The following is a 17,933-nucleotide window of genomic DNA, read 5'->3' as shown; positions in this document are numbered from 1 at the left end:
CCGCGCTCCGCGAAAGCGATGCCGCAATGCCGGAGACGGTTGCCAGGGGAGGGGAAGTCATGTAGAATTTGTTAAGAGATAGTGCAGAAGGATTTCATCACCTTGCCCCCAGGCGGCATCATGGCAACCCTTGTTTCCCAAAGCGAACTGGTGCGTCGGGCCATTGCCCATGTGTCCGAGCACCGCGGCGAAGCCCCGGATTCCCTGGCGGGCAAGGAGTTGAGCGCCCTGGTTGAGGATGCCTGTGTCCGCTTCAACCTGAGTCCGCTCGAAAGCGAATTTCTGGTGAAATTTTTCCTGGATCCCTCGCAGGGCGAGGTTCAGGAGGACTGATGCGCCGTCCCGGGGGCTGGCTCTGGCATGGCCGCAGGCACGGATTCCGGCACGCCGGCCGCCTCGCGCAGCTTGCGCCACAGCGCATCGCGCCCCTGCCGGGTGACGCTGGAAAAGAACAGCGGGCCGGTGCGGTCCTGCAGCAGCATGTCCGGCGCAACCTCCCGCCATTCGTGCAGGCGGGCGGTTTTGTCCTTCTGGGAACATTTGTCGGCCTTGGTGCAGACCAGCAGCCAGTCCAGGCCGGCAGCGCGGCAGTAGTCCACCAGGTCCACATCCAGCTGCTGGGGCGGATGGCGGCCATCCACCAGGATGACCACCGTCCGGGGGCGGCGCGCGCCGCTGAGATAGGCTTCCATCAGGGCGGCCCACTTGTCCCGCTCGGATTTGGAACGCCGGGCGTAGCCGTAGCCGGGCAGGTCCACCAGATGGAAGGCGGCATCCTCCCCGGGAAACCGGATGCGGAAAAAGTTCACGCTTTGCGTCTTGCCTGGGGTGGCCGAGGTGCGGGCCAGGTTTTTGCGGTTGCCCAGGCAGTTCAGGCACGAGGACTTGCCCACGTTGGAGCGGCCCGCAAGGGCCACCTGCGGCAGGCTCCAGTCAATTTCCGCCTTGTGCAGTTGGTCAATGGTGTACACGGTGCTCGCAAGCTCCAATTGGGGCTGGGCACGGGACGATTCGGATGATGATGGTCTGGAAGAGGCGTGCATCCCTACAAATTACGACATCATGACGACGGTGACAATGCCCAACACACAGCCCCTTACATTCCTGGTCATGAACGGCCCCAATCTCGGCCACCTGGGCAAGCGCCAGCCGGAGATCTACGGGCACCAGTCCATGGAAGATCTGCCGGATCTGGCCCGGCAGGTGCTCGGTGCGGCCATGGACTCCATCACCCTGGAATTCTACCAGTCCAACTGCGAAGGCGCCATGATCAACCGCCTGGAAAAGGCCTGGAAGACCGGCGTGCACGGCGTGGCCCTGAACGCCGGCGCCTACACGCATACCAGCCTGGCCCTGGCAGACTGCCTGGCCTGGATTAAAATTCCCACTGTGGAAGTGCATCTTTCCAACATCTGGGCCCGGCCGGAGCCCATCCGCCACCAGAGCTTCATCGGGGCCAGGGTCGTCGGGGTGATTGCAGGCTTCGGCCTCTTGAGCTATGCCCTCGCCCTCCAGGCTCTGTACCAACATCTTCACCACCCATCTGCCTGACTCATTCCAGGCTCGAAGAGGAGACCTCATGTATTCGACGACGGATTTCAAGCGCGGCCTCAAGATCGAACTCGACAAGATTCCTTTTGAAATTATTGAGTTCGAGCACTTCAAGCCCGGCAAGGGCGGCGCCATGGTCCGCACCAAGCTGCGCAACCTGCTCAACGGCCGCGTGGTGGACAACACCTTCCGCTCCGGCGAAAAAGTGGGCAAGGCCGATACCGAAACCCGCACCCTGCAGTATTTGTACAAGGATGCGGATGGCTTCGCCTTCATGGATCTGACCACCTACGAGCAGACCCATGTGACCGACGAGCAGACCGGCGGCAAGGGCGGCTACCTCAAGGAAGGCCAGGAAGTGAAGGTCCTGCTGTACAAGGGCCAGCCCATCGACGTGGAACTGCCGACCTCCGTGGTGCTGGAAGTGGTGGAGACCGAAACCGGCCTCAAGGGCGACACCGTGAGCAACACCACCAAACCCGCCACCCTGGAAACCGGGTTGCAGGTGCAGGTGCCCCTGTTCGTGAACCTGGGCGACCGCATCAAGGTGGATACCCGCACTGGCGGCTACCTGGGCCGCGAATAACCTGCGGGACGTCGTTCCATGCCGTTGACCATGCGCCCCGTCGTTTCTGCCGTCCTCTTCAAGGGCAACAGCGCCATCCGTCGCGAAATGCTGGGGCTGGGGTGCCTGCTGCTGGCCTGCGTGCTGCTGCTGGCCCTGAGCACCTTCAGCGCGGAGGATCCCACCTTCAACCAGGCCGTGGCGGACACGCACGAGATCCAGAACGGCGCAGGCAAGCTGGGGGCCTATCTGGCCGGCACGCTGCACGACCTGTTTGGCGCGGGCTCGTTCTTTTTGCCCGTGGTGCTGCTGGTGGCCGGGCTGCGGCTGTTCCTGCGCCAGCTGGCTGCCTCCGGCGCGCCCTGGTGGCCCTGGTGGCGGTGGCTGGGCCTGGGCCTGTTGGCCGCCACCCTCATGGCGGTGGGCGGAGGCGAGTGGGGCGCACGGCACATCGGCCTGGGAGACATGGTCGGCGGCGGCTTCTTCGGCCGAATCCTGGCCCGGTGGGGCGCGTTGCTGCTGACCCCCGTGGGCGCAAACATCCTGTGGACGCTCACCTTCCTGGCCTCCCTGCAGTTGCTGGCCGGGCAGGGATTCTGGCGCATGCTGCCCAGGCTGCAGCGCTGGGGAGAGGACCAGTGGAACAAGCATCTGGAACGCCTCATGCGCCGCGAGGAACGGCGGCGGCGCATGGAAGAGGGCATCGGCACGCCCGAGCGGCAGGAATTCCTGTTCGAGACGCTGCCGTGCATCGCTCCCGTGCCGCCATCATCTCCTTCGCCGGCCCCTGGCTGTGCGTCGTCGGCTGGCGGTTCGTGCGTGCCGCCGCCTCCGCCGCCCCCGCCGCCGGCGATGTTTCCGGCAGGGCAGGCCACCCTTGAAGCCCAGCTGGACGCCGGCCAGGAATTTCTGTGGGAGACCGGCCCGGCAGAACCGGCAGGCGTTCCGCCGCAACCTGCATACGGCGTGCAGCCCGAGTACGGCGTGCAGCCTGGCCCGGCAGACGCGCCGGGGGTCCCTACCCGCAACATCATGGACATGATCTGCGAGGAGGACGAGACCTTCACAGACCCCATCCCCGATCGTGAGCCGGTGCTGCCGGCCAATTTTTCCAGCATCAAGGAAAAATTCCGCCAGGCCCTGGGCGGAGAACTCGCCGCCGGCCCGGATGCCCTGCAGACGAATGCCGGCGCGCCCTGGGATGACGTCCCCCCCCCGGCCCCGGTTCCGGTCCCCCCTGCGGACACGATGCGACCGGCGGTGGTGGTGCGGCCGATGACAGTACGGCCGGTGGCGGCGGCTTCCCCTGTTCCCGTCGTCGAACCGGTTGCACCAGTCGCAATCGAACCAATCGCGCCAATCGAACCGGTTGCACCAGTTGAACCAGTTGAAGCAGTCGCGCCAGTCGCACCAGTCGCACCAGTCGCACCGGTCGAACCTATCGAACCGGTCGCCGAATCCTACACCATGGAAGAGGTGGCAGTTTTTGACCGCGACCTGACCCTGGAAGAGGAGCTGGCCGGCCCGCAGACCCGGCAGGCGCCGGTGGCCCCCGTGCGCGAGGCCGTGTTGACCCGGGCCACCCTGCCGCCCATGCAACTGCTGGCGCCGGTGCCGGCCCAGGCCCACGTGGTGAATCCCGATGAACTGGCGGACCAGGCCCTGCGCCTGACCACCTGTCTGGCGGATTTCAACGTCCAGGGCGACGTGCACCACGTCACCCCCGGGCCCGTGGTGACCATGTTCGAATACAAGCCGGCGCCGGGCATCAAGATCAGCCGCATCGCCAACCTGTCCGACGATCTGGCCCTGGCCCTCAAGGCGCTGGCGGTGCGCATCGAGGCGCCCATCCCCGGCAAGGACATGGTGGGCGTGGAGATTCCCAGCAAGGTCCGCGAGACCGTGTTTTTCCGCGAAATTCTGGAAAGCGACGCCTTCGGCCAGTCCGATTCCCTGCTCACCATCGCCCTGGGCAAGGACATTGCCGGGGCCTCCGCCGTGGCGGATCTCTCCAAGATGCCCCACCTGCTGGTGGCCGGAGCCACGGGCGCGGGCAAGAGCGTGTGCCTGAACTCCATCCTGCTTTCCATTTTGTACAAAGCGCGGCCGGACGAAGTGCGCATGCTGCTCATCGACCCCAAGCGCATCGAGCTGGCCGTGTACTCGGAACTGCCCCATCTGGTGCATCCCGTGGTCACAGAAATGGCCCTGGCCAAGAATGCCCTGGACTGGGCCGTGCACGAGATGGACCAGCGCTACCAGGCCATGGCCCGGGTGGGCGCGCGCAACATCCAGAGCTACAACGAACGCCTGGCCGCCCGTCGCGCCGAGGGGTCTGCCCCCAGCGACTGGGCAGATCTGGACACCATGCCCTATCTGCTCGTCGTCATTGATGAACTGGCCGACCTTATGCTCACCGCGGCCAAGGAAGTGGAAACCAGCGTGGTGCGCCTGGCCCAGCTGGCCCGCGCTGCTGGCATCCACATGATCCTGGCCACCCAGCGGCCCAGTGTGGACGTGGTGACCGGCCTCATCAAGGCCAACTTCCCGTGCCGCATCTCCTTCCAGGTCACCTCCAAGCACGATTCGCGCACCATTCTGGATGCGGTGGGCGCGGAACGCTTGCTGGGCAAGGGCGACATGCTGTACAAGCCTTCCGGCGGCAAGGTGAAACGCCTGCACGGCTGCTTTGTGAGCGACGACGACGTGGTGCGCGTGGTGGACTTCTGGAAGCGCCAGCAGCCGCCCAGTTATCAGCTGGACTTCAGCGAATGGGGCGAGGCCGGCGGCGAGGAAGACGGCGCTGCCGGTGGACCGGGCGATCTGGATACGGACCCCAAGTACCAGGAAGCCAAGGATTTCGTCCTCAGTCAGGGCAAGGCGTCCATCTCCCTCATCCAGCGACGGTTCCGCATCGGCTTCAACCGGGCGGCGCGCTATGTGGAGCAGATGGAGATGGATGGCATCGTGGGTCCGGCAGATGGCGCCAAGCCCCGGCCCGTGTTGAAAAGTTGATCTCCTGCGCAGCCGGTTGCCGCCGGCCTGCGTCAACCAGAGTGCCTCCGCCAGGGAACGCGTCCCGGGAAAGACCATGCAAAAACTGCTCATCGCCTGCGTGCTTGTGGCCGGCATCGCCCTGACCATGGGCTTTTCCATGCAAAGCGCAGCCAGTTCTCCGGAAACCAATGCCCTTCTGGACGCCATCCAGAAGCAATACGAATCGATGCAGACCTTTCGCGCGCATTTTTCCCAGGTGCTGATCAATTCCGCCAGCCGGGAGGCGGAACGCCGCACCGGCCGCGTGTCCATGAAGAAGCCCGGGCTCATCCGCTGGGAGACCCTGGAGCCGGAAAAGGAACTGCTGGTGGCCGCCAAGGACGTGGTGTGGGACTACTTTGAGGCGGAAAAAACCGCGTACAAGTACAAGGCCTCGGAGATCCTGGACTCCAAGACCATGCTGCACTTTCTGGCCGGCACCACCCGGCTGGACAAGGATTTCGAGGTGGTCAACGCCGGACGCGAAGACAGCCTGACGCGCCTGGACCTTACCCCCCGGGAGCCCGAACCCGGCCTGGTGCAGGCCTCCATCTGGGCCGATCCCGCCACGGGCCTCATTCAGCGCATCAGCATGATTGATTTCTACGGGAACGAAAATGTGGTGGCCTTCACGGACATGTCCCTCAATCCGCCCCTGGACGAGGGACTCTTCACCTTCACGCCGCCGGCCGGGGTGGAGGTGTTCGACAACACCGTGGACGCACAGTAACGCAATTTGACCCTTGCGAAGGACTCTCGGGGGAAAACCTTTCTGAAGAAAGGNAACCTTTTGCAAAAAGGTTTCCCCTCTCGCAAGGGTTGTTCCAACAGTAAAAGCCCTTCAGGCTTGCTGCAAGGCCTGTACTTCGTCTTTGGTGAGCCGTCGCCAGCTTCCCTTTTCCAGCGTGCCCAGCTCCAGGGAGCCCAGCCCCACGCGCGTGAGCCGCAGGATGGTCAGGCCCAGGGCTTCGCACATGCGGCGGACCTGTCGGTTCACGCCCTGGTGCAGCACCAGTTCCAGCAGGGTCTTGCCGTCCTTGATGCCCAGGATGCGCGCCGGCACCGTCTGCAACCGGGTGCCTGCGGGCGGATCCCCGGCCTGGGGGGGCAGGGTCATGCCGCTGCGCATGGTCTGCAGCGCTGTTGTGGGCACATCGCCCCGCACCAGCACTTCGTAGCGCTTGGGCACGTGATGGCGGGGATGCATGAGCCGGTTGGCCAGGTCGCCATCGTCGGTGAGCAGCAGCAGCCCTTCGGAAAAGTAGTCAAGCCGTCCCACGGGGTACAGGCGGGTGTTGGCGCGCAGGGCCTGGGGCAGCAGATCCAGCACCGTGCGCCGGCCCTGGGGATCGCGCACGGTGGACACCACCTCCACCGGCTTGTGCAGCAGGATGTAATTGAGGGCATGCCCGGCGGCGAGGTCCTTGCGCGGCATGGGGGCGCCGTCCACCTCGATGCGGTCATCCGGCGTCACGCGCATGCCCGGCGACTCGGCCACCGCGCCATTCACGCGCACCCTGCCGGCAAACACCAGTTCGTCCGCCCCGCGCCGGGAGGCCACGCCGGCCTGGGCCAGCACCTTGTTCAGTCGTATTGCGTCCATCCCCGTACAGTGCCGGGGGGCGGGGACGGTGTCAAGGTTGATGGATTGCACAAAAAACCGGTACGCGCAGGGGTGCTTTTTCGGCCAAAGGGGCGTATCCCGAAATTGGGCCTTGGGACGCCGCATCCTGATCCAACACACGGAGCGAGCCCATGAAATGCGCAACCTGTGACGAAAAGAAATGCTACGCCGGCAAGGTGTGCCATCCCATCCGCACGGAAGTCTTTGAACAGTACCAGCAGAATCCAGAGGTGCTGCGGCTGTTGCAGGTCTCCTCCAGCATCGAGGCGGACCACTACATGAAGATGTGCCGCGTGGAAGAGACGTTGGAATTCGCCCGGCGCATGGAATTCACGCTGCTGGGCGTGGCGTTTTGCGTGGGCTTTGCCAACGAGGCCCGACGCTTTGTCCAGGTGGCGCAGGAGAAGGGTTTTCGCGTCAGCTCGGTGTGCTGCAAGGTTTGCGGCATCGACAAGGACGAGCTGGGCGTGAAAAAACTCTACGGCCCCGAGCGGGAAGTGGAAGCCATCTGCAACCCCGTGGGCCAGGCCGAGATCCTCAACCGGGACGAGACGCAGCTGAATGTGGTGCTGGGCCTGTGCGTGGGGCACGACGCCCTGTTCACCATGCACAGCAAGGCCCCGGCCACCACCCTGGTGGTGAAGGATCGCGTGCTCGGCCACAACCCCGTGGCTGCCCTGTACAGCAATTACTACCGCCGCCGGCTGGATGGCGAAATCTGACCGAAGCCGCACCTCTCCCCAAGAAACGTATGCTGTGATGACAGCATACTCCTACCGTTTTGGAAGGGGAGCGCGCGAGAGGGGAGATCTTTCTTCAACAAGGCTTCCCCTCTCGCACAGAGCATTGCCTATTCCGCTTTCTTCGGCATGTGCAGCTTGCCGGCGTCGAAGGCCCGGCCCAGCGCCGGCCCCATGCCGTGATAGGTGCGCACCTCAGGCATGAAGCCCAGGGGCTTGAGGGCGTCCAGCAGCAGGTGCCCTTTTTCGTCCAGCACGCGGGCATCGGCCTTGATGTCCTGTACTTCCCCCACGAACATGGTATGCAAGCCCAGGTCGTGCACATGCACAATCTTGCATTCCAGCACCAGGGGATATTCCTGAATGATGGGCGCGTCCACCAGCTCGGAGCGCACCGTGGTCAGGCCCAGGGTGCCCAGCTTGTCGCCGTCGCGGCCCGAGGCCATGCCCAGGAAGTCCGAGGCGGTGAGGTGCGGCTCGTCGGTCACGTGCAGGGTGTAGGCCTTGCGGGCCATGAGGCTGGCATACGTGTACGTCGCCTTGCGCAGCGATACGGTGACGCACGGCGGCTTGGAGCAGCAGATGCCGCCCCAGGCTGCGGTCATGGCGTTGGGGCGGCCCTGGTCGTCATAGGTGCCGACCACCAGCACCGGGGTGGGAAACAGCAGGGGCTTGGCCCCCAGGGAACGTTTCATGCGATGCTCCTTTCCTTGCGCCACGCAGTCCTGCCCGAATGTCGGGAACGGGACGACAGATGACTTGCAAATTCCGGAATTCCTTCTTACCACGAAAAAGAAAAGCGCCAGTGCCAACTGGTCCTAGCACAGGGCGGAGGGATTGAAAATGACGTGCCTCTACAAAAGAAAGTTTGATACCGTGGAGGAACTGGACGCCTTCGTGTGCGCCTTCAGGCTCATACGAGGCATTGAATTCAAGTGGAACCGCCTGGAGCGCATCGTCTGGCTGTGGTGCGACAGGCAACTGTACCGCGAGCTGCAGGCCTGCCAGCCGGCCATGGTCTACGAACCGTGCGAGCACGCGCATGCCTGAGGTCAGGAATTGCCTCACCGGCCGCCAGTTCTTCGCCGATGCGCTGCTCTGGACCAGAGGCGACACGGACGGCCTCACGCCCCTGGGGGAATGCCTGCCCGCGGAAGCGCTGGAGCAATACGCCTACCCGGATGCCGGTCTGTATGGCGACCGGCAGCCCTGGGCATTTGATCCCGATGGGGGGGAAGACGGTCTTGGCTGCTTTGTGCCGGTGGAGATCCTCCGCCGGTAAGCCCTGGATGCACTCCGGGCAATGATTGAACAACGAACGGAATCTTCATGAAAATCCAATTTCTTGGCGGCGCCCAGACGGTGACCGGCTCCTGCCACATGATGGAGGCCGCCGGCCGCCGGTTTTGCGTGGATTGCGGCATGCACCAGGGCAGCCGGGACATCGAAGCACGCAACCAGAACACCACGGTGTACAGGCCGGCAGAAATCGACTTCATCTGCATGACGCACGCCCACATCGACCATTCCGGCCTGTTGCCGCGCATGGTGCGGGACGGGTTCAAGGGCGTCATCTACGCCACTGCCCCCACGCGGGATCTCCTGGCCATCATGCTGGAAGACAGCGCCCACATCCAGGAAATGGAAGCCGAGTGGCAGTCCAAAAAACGCCACCGTAAAGGCAAGCGCGATGTGGAACCCCTGTACACCATCCAGGACGCCCACAACACCATGCCCCGGTTCCAGGTGGTGGAATACAACACCCCCTTTTCGCCGGCCCCGGGCATCACGGTCACGTACAAGGAGGCCGGGCACATCCTGGGCTCCGCCTTTCTGGAGTTCGATATTGAGGAGCCGGCTGCCCCTGGCGAGAATGGCGGCAAGGGTGGGACAAACCGCTCGCGGCTGATCTTCTCCGGAGACCTGGGCCGGCCCAATGCCCTGTTTCTGCGCGACCCCGAAGACGCCGCCCCGGCGGATTACCTGTTTGTGGAATCCACCTACGGCGACCGCAATCACAAGGACGAAAACGCCAGCCGCGACGAACTGGCCGAGGCCATTGCCTACAGCTACAAGCAGGGGGAAAAGGTCATCATCCCGGCCTTTGCCGTGGAGCGGACCCAGGAAGTCATCTATTCCCTGTTCCTGCTGCGCGAAGAAGGCCGGCTGCCGGCAGACATGCCCGTGTATGTGGATAGCCCCCTGGCCATCAAGGCAACGGAAATTTTCCGCAAGCACCCGGAATACTTTGATGCCGAAACCCATGCCCTGCTCAAGCAGGGCAAGAATCCGCTTTCCCTGCCCAACCTGCGCTTTACCCAGACGCGGGAGGAATCCCAGGCCATCAACGCCTTGCGCAAGCCGGCCGTGGTCATCTCTGCCAGCGGCATGTGCAACGCCGGGCGCATCAAGCATCACCTGCGGCACAACCTGTGGCGGCCCGGGGCGTCCATCGTCTTTGTGGGCTTCCAGGCCCGGGGCACACCCGGCCGCAAGATTGTGGACGGCATCCAGAATCTGCGCATCCTGGGGGACGAAGTTTCGGTCAAGGCCCGGATCTTCACCATCGGCGGTTTCTCGGCCCATGCCGGCCAAAGCCAGATCCTGACCTGGCTCTCCGCCTTTGCCCGGCCGGGGATGAAGGTCTATTTGGTGCACGGCGAAAATTCCGCCCAGAAGATTCTGGCCGGGCTCATCAGGGAGCGATTCAAGCTGGACGTGCACATCCCGGCGTATCTGGAAGAATGCGTGCTCAGCCCCGGCAAGCCGCCGCTGGAAATCACGCACCCGCAACTGGCCGAGCCGCGCATCGACTGGCCCTGGCTGGTGCAGGATGCCGACGCCAAGCTGGCCGAGCTCAGACGGCGTGTGGAACTGTTGCAGGCCAAGCCGTGGGTGGATCAAACCGAGTTGCGGGATCGGCTGGTGGACATCACCGCCGAGCTTGCATCTCTCATCGCGGAGATGTAAGGGATGCGGGTTGTTTCTGGAATCTATCGTGGTCGGGCCATCCGCACCGTGGACGCCGAAGGCATGCGCCCGGCAACACAGAAGGTGCGGGAGGCCCTGTTCTCCGCCCTGGCGGCCCGCGGGGTGGAGTGGGAAGGGGCCCGGGTGCTGGATCTGTTTGCCGGCTCGGGCAGCCTGGGCCTGGAAGCCCTGAGCCGCGGTGCGGCGGAAGCCGTGTTTGTGGAGCTGCACCGGCCGGCGGCCAAGGGCATTCTGGCCACCTGCAAGGATTTTGGTGTGCCGGCGGGCAGGGCCCAGGTGCTTGCCGAGGACGTGCTGACGTTTCTGACCCGGGGCAACAGCGCGCGCAGGGGGTTCGATGTGTGTTTCATCGATCCCCCGTACCACAAGAACTTGCTGCCGCCGGCTGTGGCTGCCGTGGCTGCCCACGGCTGGGTGCATGAGGACGGCTTTCTTGTGGCGGAAGTGGAAACCCGGGTTGAACTGCCGCACCCGCCCGAATCGCAACACTGGGCGCTGTGCTTCGACCGCGCCTACGGGCAGACCAGGATTTTGATATGGACACACACGCCCCCGCAGCCGACGCCGGACGCAGACGCGTCGCCATCTATCCCGGCACCTTCGATCCCCTGACCTTCGGACACGTCAGTCTCGTCAAGCGCGCCCTGGACGTCTTCGACCACATCCTCGTCGCCCCTGCCGCCGCCACGCCCAAGACACCCATGTTCTCCCTGGAGGAGCGGGTGGAGATCGTCCGCGAAGTCTTCCATGACAATCCGCGGGTGGAGGTGGCGGGCTTTCAGGGCCTGCTGGTGGAATTCGCCCGCCGTCGCGGAGCCTGCGCCATCCTGCGCGGGCTCAGGGCCGTGTCGGACTTCGAGTACGAATTTCAGATGGCCCTCATGAACCGCCGGCTGGAAAAGCACATCCAGACAGTGTTTCTGATGACCGATTACCGCTGGCTGTTCATCAGCTCCACCATCGTCAAGGAAGCGGCCAAGGCCGGGGCAGATGTGCGGAGCATGATTCCGGACCCGGCCTGGTTCCGCCTGCAGGAGCGCTTGGGGCATCCGGTGCCCTGCGAATGACGTCGCCCGTTCCACTGGTCCCGCCCGTTCCACTGGTCTGTCTTGTCGGCCCCACGGGTGTGGGCAAGACCGCGGCCTCCCTGCATCTGGCCAGGGCATTTGACGGGGTGGTCATCAACCTGGATTCGCGGCAGGTGTATGCCGACTTCCCGGTCATCACCGCCCAGCCCACTCCGGAGGAGCAGGCGGCCTGCCCGCATTTTCTGTACGGCTTTCTGCCGGCCGGGGAGAAGATTTCCGCCGGTCGCTTTGCCGAACTGGCCGGCGGCCTTGCCCTGGAGCAGTGGCGCCAGGGCCGGCTGCCCCTGGTGGTGGGCGGCACGGGGCTGTATCTGCGGGCGCTGGTGCAGGGGCTGGCGGAAATTCCGCCGGTGCCCGAGGACATTCAGCGGCAGATCCTTGCGGATTTGGCGCGTCATGGTCCGGAAGTCCTGCATGCCCGGCTGGCGACGGTGGATCCGGCCTCGGCGGCGCGTCTGGCCCCGCGGGATCGTCAGCGCATTGCCCGGGCTCTGGAAGTGCACGTCACTACGGGCCGGTCCCTGACCTGGTGGCACGAGGAGCAGGCCCGCACGGCCCCCACCCGGCCGTTTCGCGCCCTGGTGCTGCATCTGGACCAGCCCAACGAACGGCTGTATCCACGCCTGCGCCTGCGCATTGAGCTGATGGTGGACGCCGGCGCGCGGGACGAGATCGCCCGGGCCTGGAACCGCCTGCCGGATGAGACTGCGCCGGGCTATTCCGGCATCGGCTGTGCCGAGGTGCTGGCCTGGCATCTGGGACGTATGCAGAAGGATGAAGCCCTCGCCCTGTGGGAGCGCAATACCCGGGCCTATGTCAAGCGACAGCGGACGTGGTTTCGCAAGGAGGCCGGCCGGGTGGATCTGGCGCCGGAGGAACTGGAGCGGATGGAAGCGCTGGTGCGGGAGTTTTTGAAAGGATAGGGCACGTTTTTTTTGAAAAGAACTCTCGGGGGAACACCAGATTTCTAAAGAAAGGTTCTTCCCCCGAACCCCCTTTCCAAAGACTTTTATTGTGATTCAAGGTCACTATCAAAGTTTTGGAAGGGGAGAGCGCGAGAGGGAAGAACCTTTTTTAAACGGTTTCCCCTCTCGCAACGCTCTCCCTGTCTCACACCGCCTTATTCGGCGGCTTCTTTCTTCTTTTTCTTGGGCGGGGTGCCCTTCATTTCAATCATCTGCCGCTCGCCGGCCACGGGCCGCCAGGTGCCCTTGTGGTGCAGGCAATGGGTGGGGCAGACTTCCTCGCAGGTACCGCAGTAGACGCAGGCAAAGGGATCGCATTTCCAGATGCCCTGTTCCTTGTCCACGCTGATGCACTGGGACGGGCACTTGCGGGCGCAGGTGCCGCAGAAGATGCACTGCTCGATGTCGCAGTACAGCTCGCCCCGCTGGTCGGGGAACGGCTCGCGCACCACGAACGGGTAGGGGCGCGTGGATTTCTTGTTGATCAGGTTCTTGACGACGGTGGGAACCATGGGACCAAGTCGCATGGGGCGCTCCTTAGCGTTCGGTGCAGCTGATGCAGGGGTCGATGGACAGCACAACCACAGGCACGTCGGCCAGTTCCAGCCCGGGCAGCATGACCACCAGCGGCGGGATGTTGGAGAACGTGGGGGTGCGGATGCGGCAGCGGTCCAGGTTGTTGGTGCCATTGCCCTTGAGGTAGTACAGCAGCTCGCCGCGGGGCTGTTCCACGCGGGTGACGACTTCGCCTTCCGGCTTGCCCTTCACCTTGGTGCTCAGCTCGCCTTCGGGCAGCCGGGCCAGGGCCTGGCGCACGAGGTCGATGGACTGCAGGGTCTCGTCGTAGCGCACGGCGCAGCGGGACCAGCTGTCGCCATTGGGATAGGCGATGGGCTGGAAGTCGATGCGGTCGAAGGCAGCGTACTTAAGCTGGCGGGCATCCTGGAAGACGCCGCTGCCGCGCAGGGTGGGGCCCACGGCGCCAAGCTCCAGGGCCTGGGCACCGGTGAGCACGCCCTTGCCCACGGTGCGCTTTTTCACGGTGTAGTCGTCCAGAATGGTGGAGCGCAGTTCGCGGACCTGCTTTTCCACCACCTTGAGTTCAGCTTCGATCCAGCGGATCTGCTCGGCGGAGAGATCGCGCCGTACGCCGCCCACTTCGTTCACGGAAACGATGACGCGGTTGCCGGTGGTGGCTTCGTTGATGTCCATCACCTTTTCACGAATCTTCCAGAACTGGTAGAACAGCGCTTCGAAGCCGAAGGCGTCGGCAAAGAGGCCGAGCCAGAGCAGGTGGGAGTGCACGCGGTGCAGCTCGCTCCAGACCACGCGCAGGACCTTGGCGCGGTCCGGCACTTGCACGCCCATCATCTCTTCGATGCCCTGGCAGTAGCACATGGCGTGGATTTTGGAGCAGATGCCGCAGACGCGTTCCACAATCTGCACCATCTGGTTGTAATCACGGATATCGCAGAGTTTTTCCAGGCCGCGGTGGACGTAGCCGAGTGCGGGCAGCGCATCGACGACGATTTCATCCTCCACGGTGAGCTTCAGATGGATGGGTTCGGGCAACACGGGGTGCTGCGGGCCGAAAGGCAGAATAGTCTGAGCCATGGATGCGTCCTTCCTTTCGACTGATGGTTACTCGGCCGCGGCAGTCTTGCGCACCACGCCGAACTTGCAGAAGGGCGTGGTGGCGACCTCGTCGTCGAGATACAGATGGTTGGCGAAGTTCAGGGCAAGGCCGTCAAAGCACAGGCCGAACTGGTCCTGAATTTCGTTTTCCACAAGGAACGCGGCCAGGTACACGCCGGAGAGGGAAGGCACGGGCTCGGTTTTGGGAACCGTGAGCCGCAGGTGCTCCATCGTCAGGTCTTTGTCGAAGTGGTAGAGGATGTCGAACTCATTTTCGTTCAAGTCCACGCAGGTGGCCGTGACGAAGCGCCAGCCGGCGCTTTTGTACTGGGCGACCTCCGCAACCAGGGTCTCTTTGGTGACTTGCTTGGCGGGGATGGGCATGGCTCAATCCTTAGGCAAGGGATTTTTCGGCGAATTTCTGCAAACCGAGCACCACGCCGTCAATGATGGCTTCGGGCTTGGGCGGACAACCGGGGACGTACGCATCCACCGGGATGACCTTGTCGATGCCGCCCACCACATTGGGGGCCTCGCGGAACACGCCGCCGGAGAGGCCGCATGCGCCGATGGCCACCACCACTTTGGGGTGGGGCATTTGTTCATACAGGTTGGCCAGCACCTTCTTGTTGCGGTGGTTCACCGTGCCGCTGACGATGAGGATATCCGCATGCTTGGGGTTGCCCACGTTGACGATGCCGAAGCGTTCCACGTCGTAGATGGGGGTCAGGCAGGCCAGGGTTTCAATGTCGCAGCCGTTGCAGGAGCCGCAGTCAAAGTGCATCAGCCAGGGGGATTTGATCCGTGAGGATTTGATGAAGTCGAGAATGGCTTGCATGGGTGCGCCTCGCTACATGGTCAGGCTGAGCAGGTTGATGAGGGTGAGGGTCAGCCCCACAGCCCAGGCGGAAGACACCATCCAGCGCCAGGTCATGCGCGAGGAGACGTTGTCTACCAGAATTTCCGCCAGATACGTCAGGGCCACCAGGACCAGCATGCCCACGAAGCTGGTGGACCAGAACAGGCTCACCAGACCCAGGATGAGGACCATTTCGTAGAAATGGGCGATTTCCAGGATGGCGAGGTAGGGGCCGGAGAATTCCGTGTACACCCCGCGCACGATTTCCTGGTGGGCATGGGCGCTGGCGGAGATGTCGAAGGGCGACTTGCGCAGCTTGATAGTCAGGGCATACCCCAGCACCAGGAAGAGCAGGGGCAGCTTGAACAGCATGGGGTCTTCAAGGGCGTAGATACCGCTGATCTTGAAGGTGCCCGTGTGCACGTAAATGCCGGCCAGCACCAGCACCAGCAGCGGTTCGTAGGTGAGCACCTGAATCAGTTCGCGCTGCGCGCCGATCTGGCTGTACGGCGAAGGCACGCTCATGGCCCCGATGACCAGGAACACCGCGCCCACAGCCTGCACGAAGAAGATCAGCAGCAGGTCGGACTGCAGGAAGAACAGCACCACGCTGGTGGCCGCGGCCACCAGATACACATACGCGCAGAAGGCCTGCCAGCTGTTGTTCAGGAGCTTTTCCTTCCCCAGCAGCTTGGCCACGTCGTAAAAGGGCTGCAGGATGGGCGGACCCAGGCGGGACTGCAACCGCGCCGTGATCCGACGGTCCACGCCGGTGATGAGGCCCCCGAGGATGGGCGCCACGAACACGCCGACAACAAGGGCAAGCAGGAATCCGAGAATGCTCATCATGGCTACAGACCTCCCACCACCAGCAGCAGCGCCAGCAGCACCGCAGCCGTATTCACCCAGCAGGTCACTTTCTCTTCAGGAAGCAGCCTGGTGAGGTAGTAGTTTGCGTTTACAACCTTCACCGGCTGGTTCGCGGGCCCCACGAAGCTGTCGGGTGTCTGGTCGGTGCGGCTCTGCGCGCCAGCCAGATAGATGGAGGCTTCCCGGGCGCTCTGGGCGTTCTTGAGCACGCGCACGCCCAGGTACATGCCTGCGATGAGGAGGATGAACAGCGGCACCACGGGGAAGACGCCGGAATCCGCCCCCAGAATGCCCTTGGCGCTCAGGTAGGGCGCCGCGAACGAGGCCTGGGGATTCACGGCATTGGCTGCGTTCAGCATGGGCACGATGAGTGCCGAGTAAATCCAGGGAGAGAGCAGGGAGAGCACCACCGCGCCGCCGCACAGGGCCACCAGGGGGTACTTGGTGAGCATGGGCTGCACTTCGGGGGTCACGCCGCCCTTGAGCGGATGGCTCATGAGCAGACCGGCCCAGCGCGCCCAGTACAAAAGCGTGATGGCGCTGCCCAGGGCCAGCATCATGATGACCGGCACGTTGGCCGCAGCGGATTCGATGGCCATCCACTTGCCCATGAGCATGCCGAAGGGCGGCAGGATCATGGTCAGCACGCCGATCACCGCCAGGGTGGCCGTCACCGGCATGCGCACAAACAGGCCTTGCATGTCTTCGATGTCCCGGCTTTCGATGCGCTGCTCAATGGTGCCCACGCACAGGAACAGCAGGGCCTTGGACACGGCGTGGAAGATGATGAGGAACAGCGCCGCCGCCATGGCCGCCGGCGTGTTGATGCCGGCGCAGGCGATGATCAGCCCCAGGTTGCTCACCGTGGAGTAGGCCAGGATGCGCTTGGCGTTGGATTGACTCACCGCCAGCACGGCCGTGGCCAGGAAGGTGAACGCGCCGAACAGGGCCACGTACGTGGAAAGCGACGTGCCCACAAAGCCCGGAGCCATGCGCAGCACCAGATACACCCCGGCCTTGACCATGGTGGAGCTGTGAAGCAGGGCCGAGGTGGGCGTGGGAGCCACCATGGCGCCCAGCAACCAGCTCTGGAACGGCGCCTGGGCGCTCTTGGCAAAGGCAGCGATGCACACCAGGGCCATGGGAAGCATGGCGTATGCGGCGTTGGGGGAAAGCCGCAAAATTTCCTGGATGTTCAGTGTGCCAAGCATGATCTGGAAGAAGCCGACGCCCAGCAGCAATGCCAGACCGCCGATGCTGTTCAGATACAAGGCATGCAGGCTGTTTTTGGTGGCCAGCTCGTTGCCGTCGTGCCCGATGAGCATGAAGGAACACAGCGTGGTGACTTCAAAGAAAAAGTAGAACGTCAACAGGTCGTTGGTCAGCACCAGGGCGTTCATTGCACCCAAAAAGAGCACCAGCCAGGCGAAGAACCGGGGCTGCCTGGAGATGGTCAGGCGCAGATGATGCTCATGATTCTCCATGTACGGAATGGCATGGATACAGATGACGGAACCCACGATGCTGATGATGAGCACCAGTGTCAGCGAGAGCGGGTCGGCGAAAAACGCCATGTTCGCTGCGTGATGATCCATCACGAACGCTTCCAGGACAAACAGGCCCACAAGCTGCGCGATGGCCAGGGCCTTGATGCCCTGGTGCTTATGCTTCCAGCCGAAATACAGAATGACGCCCAGCAGCGCAAAGTCTGCCAGTTGCGTCAGGCTGGCGAGAGGCAGGCCGGCCATGGAGGTAAAAGACGTTTCAAATGGAACCTTGCCGATGAGCAGCAAGGAAGCCACAGCCAGAAGCGCTCCAGTGGCCACGACGACAGCCGAGCGCACCTGCTTCACCGGGACGATCGCACAAACGATCGCCGCCAGAAATGGCAGGATGATCAAGATGAACATCAACGTTGAATGCATACCGGCCCCTTTTGCGGACAAGCGTAAGGTTGGTTGCACACAAAATGACCGCGGAGCAGCCTCCGCGGCAGCCTCGCCAACACC

The 17,933-nt window shown here is 63.6% G+C and carries 21 protein-coding genes; 12 read left to right on the top strand and 9 right to left on the bottom strand.

The window, feature by feature from the left end; translation table 11 throughout:
• Positions 1–120 precede the first annotated feature (120 nt).
• Complete coding sequence (locus tag DGI_RS00250) at positions 121–333, top strand: hypothetical protein (RefSeq protein ID WP_021758549.1); 213 nt, start codon at positions 121–123, stop codon at positions 331–333.
• Here DGI_RS00250 and yihA read toward each other — a convergent pair.
• Complete coding sequence (gene yihA, locus DGI_RS00245) at positions 321–971, bottom strand: ribosome biogenesis GTP-binding protein YihA/YsxC (protein WP_235619970.1); 651 nt, start codon at positions 969–971, stop codon at positions 321–323. The two genes, DGI_RS00250 and yihA, sit on opposite strands and share 13 nt — an antisense overlap.
• A gap of 106 nt (positions 972–1,077) precedes the next feature.
• On the opposite strand from yihA, the gene DGI_RS00240 reads away from it, so the two are divergent.
• From DGI_RS00240 to DGI_RS00225, 4 genes are all read left to right on the top strand, one after another.
• A complete protein-coding gene (locus DGI_RS00240) occupies positions 1,078–1,551 on the top strand; it encodes a type II 3-dehydroquinate dehydratase (protein ID WP_027193287.1) in 474 nt (157 codons plus the stop codon).
• 28 nt (positions 1,552–1,579) lie between these two features.
• Positions 1,580–2,137, top strand: a complete 558-nt coding sequence (gene efp, locus DGI_RS00235) for an elongation factor P (protein ID WP_021758546.1) — start codon at positions 1,580–1,582, stop codon at positions 2,135–2,137.
• An 18-nt stretch (positions 2,138–2,155) separates the two neighbouring features.
• Positions 2,156–5,131: a DNA translocase FtsK gene (locus DGI_RS17650; protein ID WP_021758545.1), complete on the top strand. Its 2,976-nt coding sequence runs from the start codon at positions 2,156–2,158 to the stop codon at positions 5,129–5,131.
• Between the two features lie 76 nt (positions 5,132–5,207).
• A complete protein-coding gene (locus tag DGI_RS00225) occupies positions 5,208–5,882 on the top strand; it encodes a LolA family protein (RefSeq protein WP_034607963.1) in 675 nt (224 codons plus the stop codon).
• 111 nt (positions 5,883–5,993) lie between these two features.
• Here the strand turns inward: DGI_RS00225 and DGI_RS00220 are convergent, their stop codons facing one another.
• Complete coding sequence (locus tag DGI_RS00220) at positions 5,994–6,755, bottom strand: pseudouridine synthase (RefSeq protein WP_021758543.1); 762 nt, start codon at positions 6,753–6,755, stop codon at positions 5,994–5,996.
• A 152-nt stretch (positions 6,756–6,907) separates the two neighbouring features.
• On the opposite strand from DGI_RS00220, the gene DGI_RS00215 reads away from it, so the two are divergent.
• Positions 6,908–7,498: a DUF1847 domain-containing protein gene (locus tag DGI_RS00215; RefSeq protein ID WP_021758542.1), complete on the top strand. Its 591-nt coding sequence runs from the start codon at positions 6,908–6,910 to the stop codon at positions 7,496–7,498.
• A gap of 128 nt (positions 7,499–7,626) precedes the next feature.
• Here DGI_RS00215 and DGI_RS00210 read toward each other — a convergent pair whose 3' ends face one another.
• Complete coding sequence (locus DGI_RS00210) at positions 7,627–8,211, bottom strand: flavin reductase family protein (RefSeq protein WP_021758541.1); 585 nt, start codon at positions 8,209–8,211, stop codon at positions 7,627–7,629.
• A 148-nt stretch (positions 8,212–8,359) separates the two neighbouring features.
• On the opposite strand from DGI_RS00210, the gene DGI_RS00205 reads away from it, so the two are divergent.
• Genes DGI_RS00205 through miaA form a run of 6 tightly spaced genes read left to right on the top strand, consistent with a single transcriptional unit; the run spans position 8,360 to position 12,518 of the window.
• On the top strand, positions 8,360–8,566 hold the full coding sequence (locus DGI_RS00205) for a hypothetical protein (RefSeq protein ID WP_021758540.1): 207 nt from the start codon (positions 8,360–8,362) through the stop codon (positions 8,564–8,566).
• Complete coding sequence (locus DGI_RS00200) at positions 8,559–8,798, top strand: hypothetical protein (protein WP_021758539.1); 240 nt, start codon at positions 8,559–8,561, stop codon at positions 8,796–8,798. The genes DGI_RS00205 and DGI_RS00200 overlap by 8 nt, the downstream gene beginning before the upstream one ends.
• A 47-nt stretch (positions 8,799–8,845) precedes the next feature.
• Complete coding sequence (locus DGI_RS00195) at positions 8,846–10,486, top strand: MBL fold metallo-hydrolase RNA specificity domain-containing protein (RefSeq protein WP_021758538.1); 1,641 nt, start codon at positions 8,846–8,848, stop codon at positions 10,484–10,486.
• Positions 10,487–10,489: 3 nt separating this feature from the next.
• Complete coding sequence (gene rsmD, locus DGI_RS00190; protein ID WP_021758537.1) at positions 10,490–11,119, top strand: 16S rRNA (guanine(966)-N(2))-methyltransferase RsmD; 630 nt, start codon at positions 10,490–10,492, stop codon at positions 11,117–11,119.
• Entirely contained in the window at positions 11,044–11,574 is a 531-nt protein-coding gene (coaD, locus tag DGI_RS00185) for a pantetheine-phosphate adenylyltransferase (RefSeq protein ID WP_021758536.1), read from the top strand. The genes rsmD and coaD overlap by 76 nt, the downstream gene beginning before the upstream one ends.
• Positions 11,571–12,518 carry a tRNA (adenosine(37)-N6)-dimethylallyltransferase MiaA gene (gene miaA / locus DGI_RS00180; protein ID WP_027193252.1) on the top strand — a complete coding sequence of 316 codons (948 nt, stop codon included), beginning with the start codon at positions 11,571–11,573 and terminating at the stop codon, positions 12,516–12,518. Before coaD ends, miaA begins: the two co-directional genes overlap by 4 nt.
• 197 nt (positions 12,519–12,715) lie before the next feature.
• Here the strand turns inward: miaA and DGI_RS00175 are convergent, their stop codons facing one another.
• Genes DGI_RS00175 through DGI_RS00150 form a run of 6 tightly spaced genes read right to left on the bottom strand, consistent with a single transcriptional unit; the run spans position 12,716 to position 17,849 of the window.
• On the bottom strand, positions 12,716–13,087 hold the full coding sequence (locus DGI_RS00175; RefSeq protein ID WP_021758534.1) for a 4Fe-4S binding protein: 372 nt from the start codon (positions 13,085–13,087) through the stop codon (positions 12,716–12,718).
• Between the two features lie 10 nt (positions 13,088–13,097).
• Entirely contained in the window at positions 13,098–14,174 is a 1,077-nt protein-coding gene (locus tag DGI_RS00170) for a hydrogenase large subunit (protein WP_021758533.1), read from the bottom strand.
• Between the two features lie 27 nt (positions 14,175–14,201).
• Complete coding sequence (locus tag DGI_RS00165; protein ID WP_021758532.1) at positions 14,202–14,579, bottom strand: NADH-quinone oxidoreductase subunit C; 378 nt, start codon at positions 14,577–14,579, stop codon at positions 14,202–14,204.
• A 10-nt stretch (positions 14,580–14,589) separates the two neighbouring features.
• Positions 14,590–15,033: an NADH-quinone oxidoreductase subunit B family protein gene (locus DGI_RS00160; RefSeq protein WP_021758531.1), complete on the bottom strand. Its 444-nt coding sequence runs from the start codon at positions 15,031–15,033 to the stop codon at positions 14,590–14,592.
• A gap of 12 nt (positions 15,034–15,045) precedes the next feature.
• Entirely contained in the window at positions 15,046–15,903 is an 858-nt protein-coding gene (locus DGI_RS00155) for a respiratory chain complex I subunit 1 family protein (protein ID WP_027193253.1), read from the bottom strand.
• A gap of 2 nt (positions 15,904–15,905) precedes the next feature.
• On the bottom strand, positions 15,906–17,849 hold the full coding sequence (locus tag DGI_RS00150; RefSeq protein ID WP_021758529.1) for an NADH-quinone oxidoreductase subunit 5 family protein: 1,944 nt from the start codon (positions 17,847–17,849) through the stop codon (positions 15,906–15,908).
• Positions 17,850–17,933 lie beyond the last annotated feature (84 nt).

The sequence above is a fragment of the Megalodesulfovibrio gigas DSM 1382 = ATCC 19364 genome, assembly GCF_000468495.1.
GTDB classification, from domain to species: Bacteria; Desulfobacterota; Desulfovibrionia; order Desulfovibrionales; family Desulfovibrionaceae; genus Megalodesulfovibrio; species Megalodesulfovibrio gigas.
The sequence above is the reverse complement of the archived record's forward strand: the minus strand, read 5'-3'. Positions and strand labels throughout refer to the sequence as shown.

Excerpts from the sequence above, each read along its gene's own strand:
- DGI_RS00250 (WP_021758549.1), top strand. The coding sequence starts at position 121 with ATGGCAACCCTTGTTTCCCAAAGCGAACTGGTGCGTCGGGCCATTGCC.
- DGI_RS00240 (WP_027193287.1), top strand. The coding sequence starts at position 1,078 with ATGCCCAACACACAGCCCCTTACATTCCTGGTCATGAACGGCCCCAAT.
- efp (WP_021758546.1), top strand. The coding sequence starts at position 1,580 with ATGTATTCGACGACGGATTTCAAGCGCGGCCTCAAGATCGAACTCGAC.
- DGI_RS17650 (WP_021758545.1), top strand. The coding sequence starts at position 2,156 with ATGCCGTTGACCATGCGCCCCGTCGTTTCTGCCGTCCTCTTCAAGGGC.
- DGI_RS00225 (WP_034607963.1), top strand. The coding sequence starts at position 5,208 with ATGCAAAAACTGCTCATCGCCTGCGTGCTTGTGGCCGGCATCGCCCTG.
- DGI_RS00220 (WP_021758543.1), bottom strand. The coding sequence starts at position 6,755 with ATGGACGCAATACGACTGAACAAGGTGCTGGCCCAGGCCGGCGTGGCC.
- DGI_RS00215 (WP_021758542.1), top strand. The coding sequence starts at position 6,908 with ATGAAATGCGCAACCTGTGACGAAAAGAAATGCTACGCCGGCAAGGTG.
- DGI_RS00210 (WP_021758541.1), bottom strand. The coding sequence starts at position 8,211 with ATGAAACGTTCCCTGGGGGCCAAGCCCCTGCTGTTTCCCACCCCGGTG.
- DGI_RS00205 (WP_021758540.1), top strand. The coding sequence starts at position 8,360 with ATGACGTGCCTCTACAAAAGAAAGTTTGATACCGTGGAGGAACTGGAC.
- DGI_RS00200 (WP_021758539.1), top strand. The coding sequence starts at position 8,559 with ATGCCTGAGGTCAGGAATTGCCTCACCGGCCGCCAGTTCTTCGCCGAT.
- DGI_RS00195 (WP_021758538.1), top strand. The coding sequence starts at position 8,846 with ATGAAAATCCAATTTCTTGGCGGCGCCCAGACGGTGACCGGCTCCTGC.
- rsmD (WP_021758537.1), top strand. The coding sequence starts at position 10,490 with ATGCGGGTTGTTTCTGGAATCTATCGTGGTCGGGCCATCCGCACCGTG.
- coaD (WP_021758536.1), top strand. The coding sequence starts at position 11,044 with ATGGACACACACGCCCCCGCAGCCGACGCCGGACGCAGACGCGTCGCC.
- miaA (WP_027193252.1), top strand. The coding sequence starts at position 11,571 with ATGACGTCGCCCGTTCCACTGGTCCCGCCCGTTCCACTGGTCTGTCTT.
- DGI_RS00175 (WP_021758534.1), bottom strand. The coding sequence starts at position 13,087 with ATGCGACTTGGTCCCATGGTTCCCACCGTCGTCAAGAACCTGATCAAC.
- DGI_RS00170 (WP_021758533.1), bottom strand. The coding sequence starts at position 14,174 with ATGGCTCAGACTATTCTGCCTTTCGGCCCGCAGCACCCCGTGTTGCCC.
- DGI_RS00165 (WP_021758532.1), bottom strand. The coding sequence starts at position 14,579 with ATGCCCATCCCCGCCAAGCAAGTCACCAAAGAGACCCTGGTTGCGGAG.
- DGI_RS00160 (WP_021758531.1), bottom strand. The coding sequence starts at position 15,033 with ATGCAAGCCATTCTCGACTTCATCAAATCCTCACGGATCAAATCCCCC.
- DGI_RS00155 (WP_027193253.1), bottom strand. The coding sequence starts at position 15,903 with ATGATGAGCATTCTCGGATTCCTGCTTGCCCTTGTTGTCGGCGTGTTC.
- DGI_RS00150 (WP_021758529.1), bottom strand. The coding sequence starts at position 17,849 with ATGCATTCAACGTTGATGTTCATCTTGATCATCCTGCCATTTCTGGCG.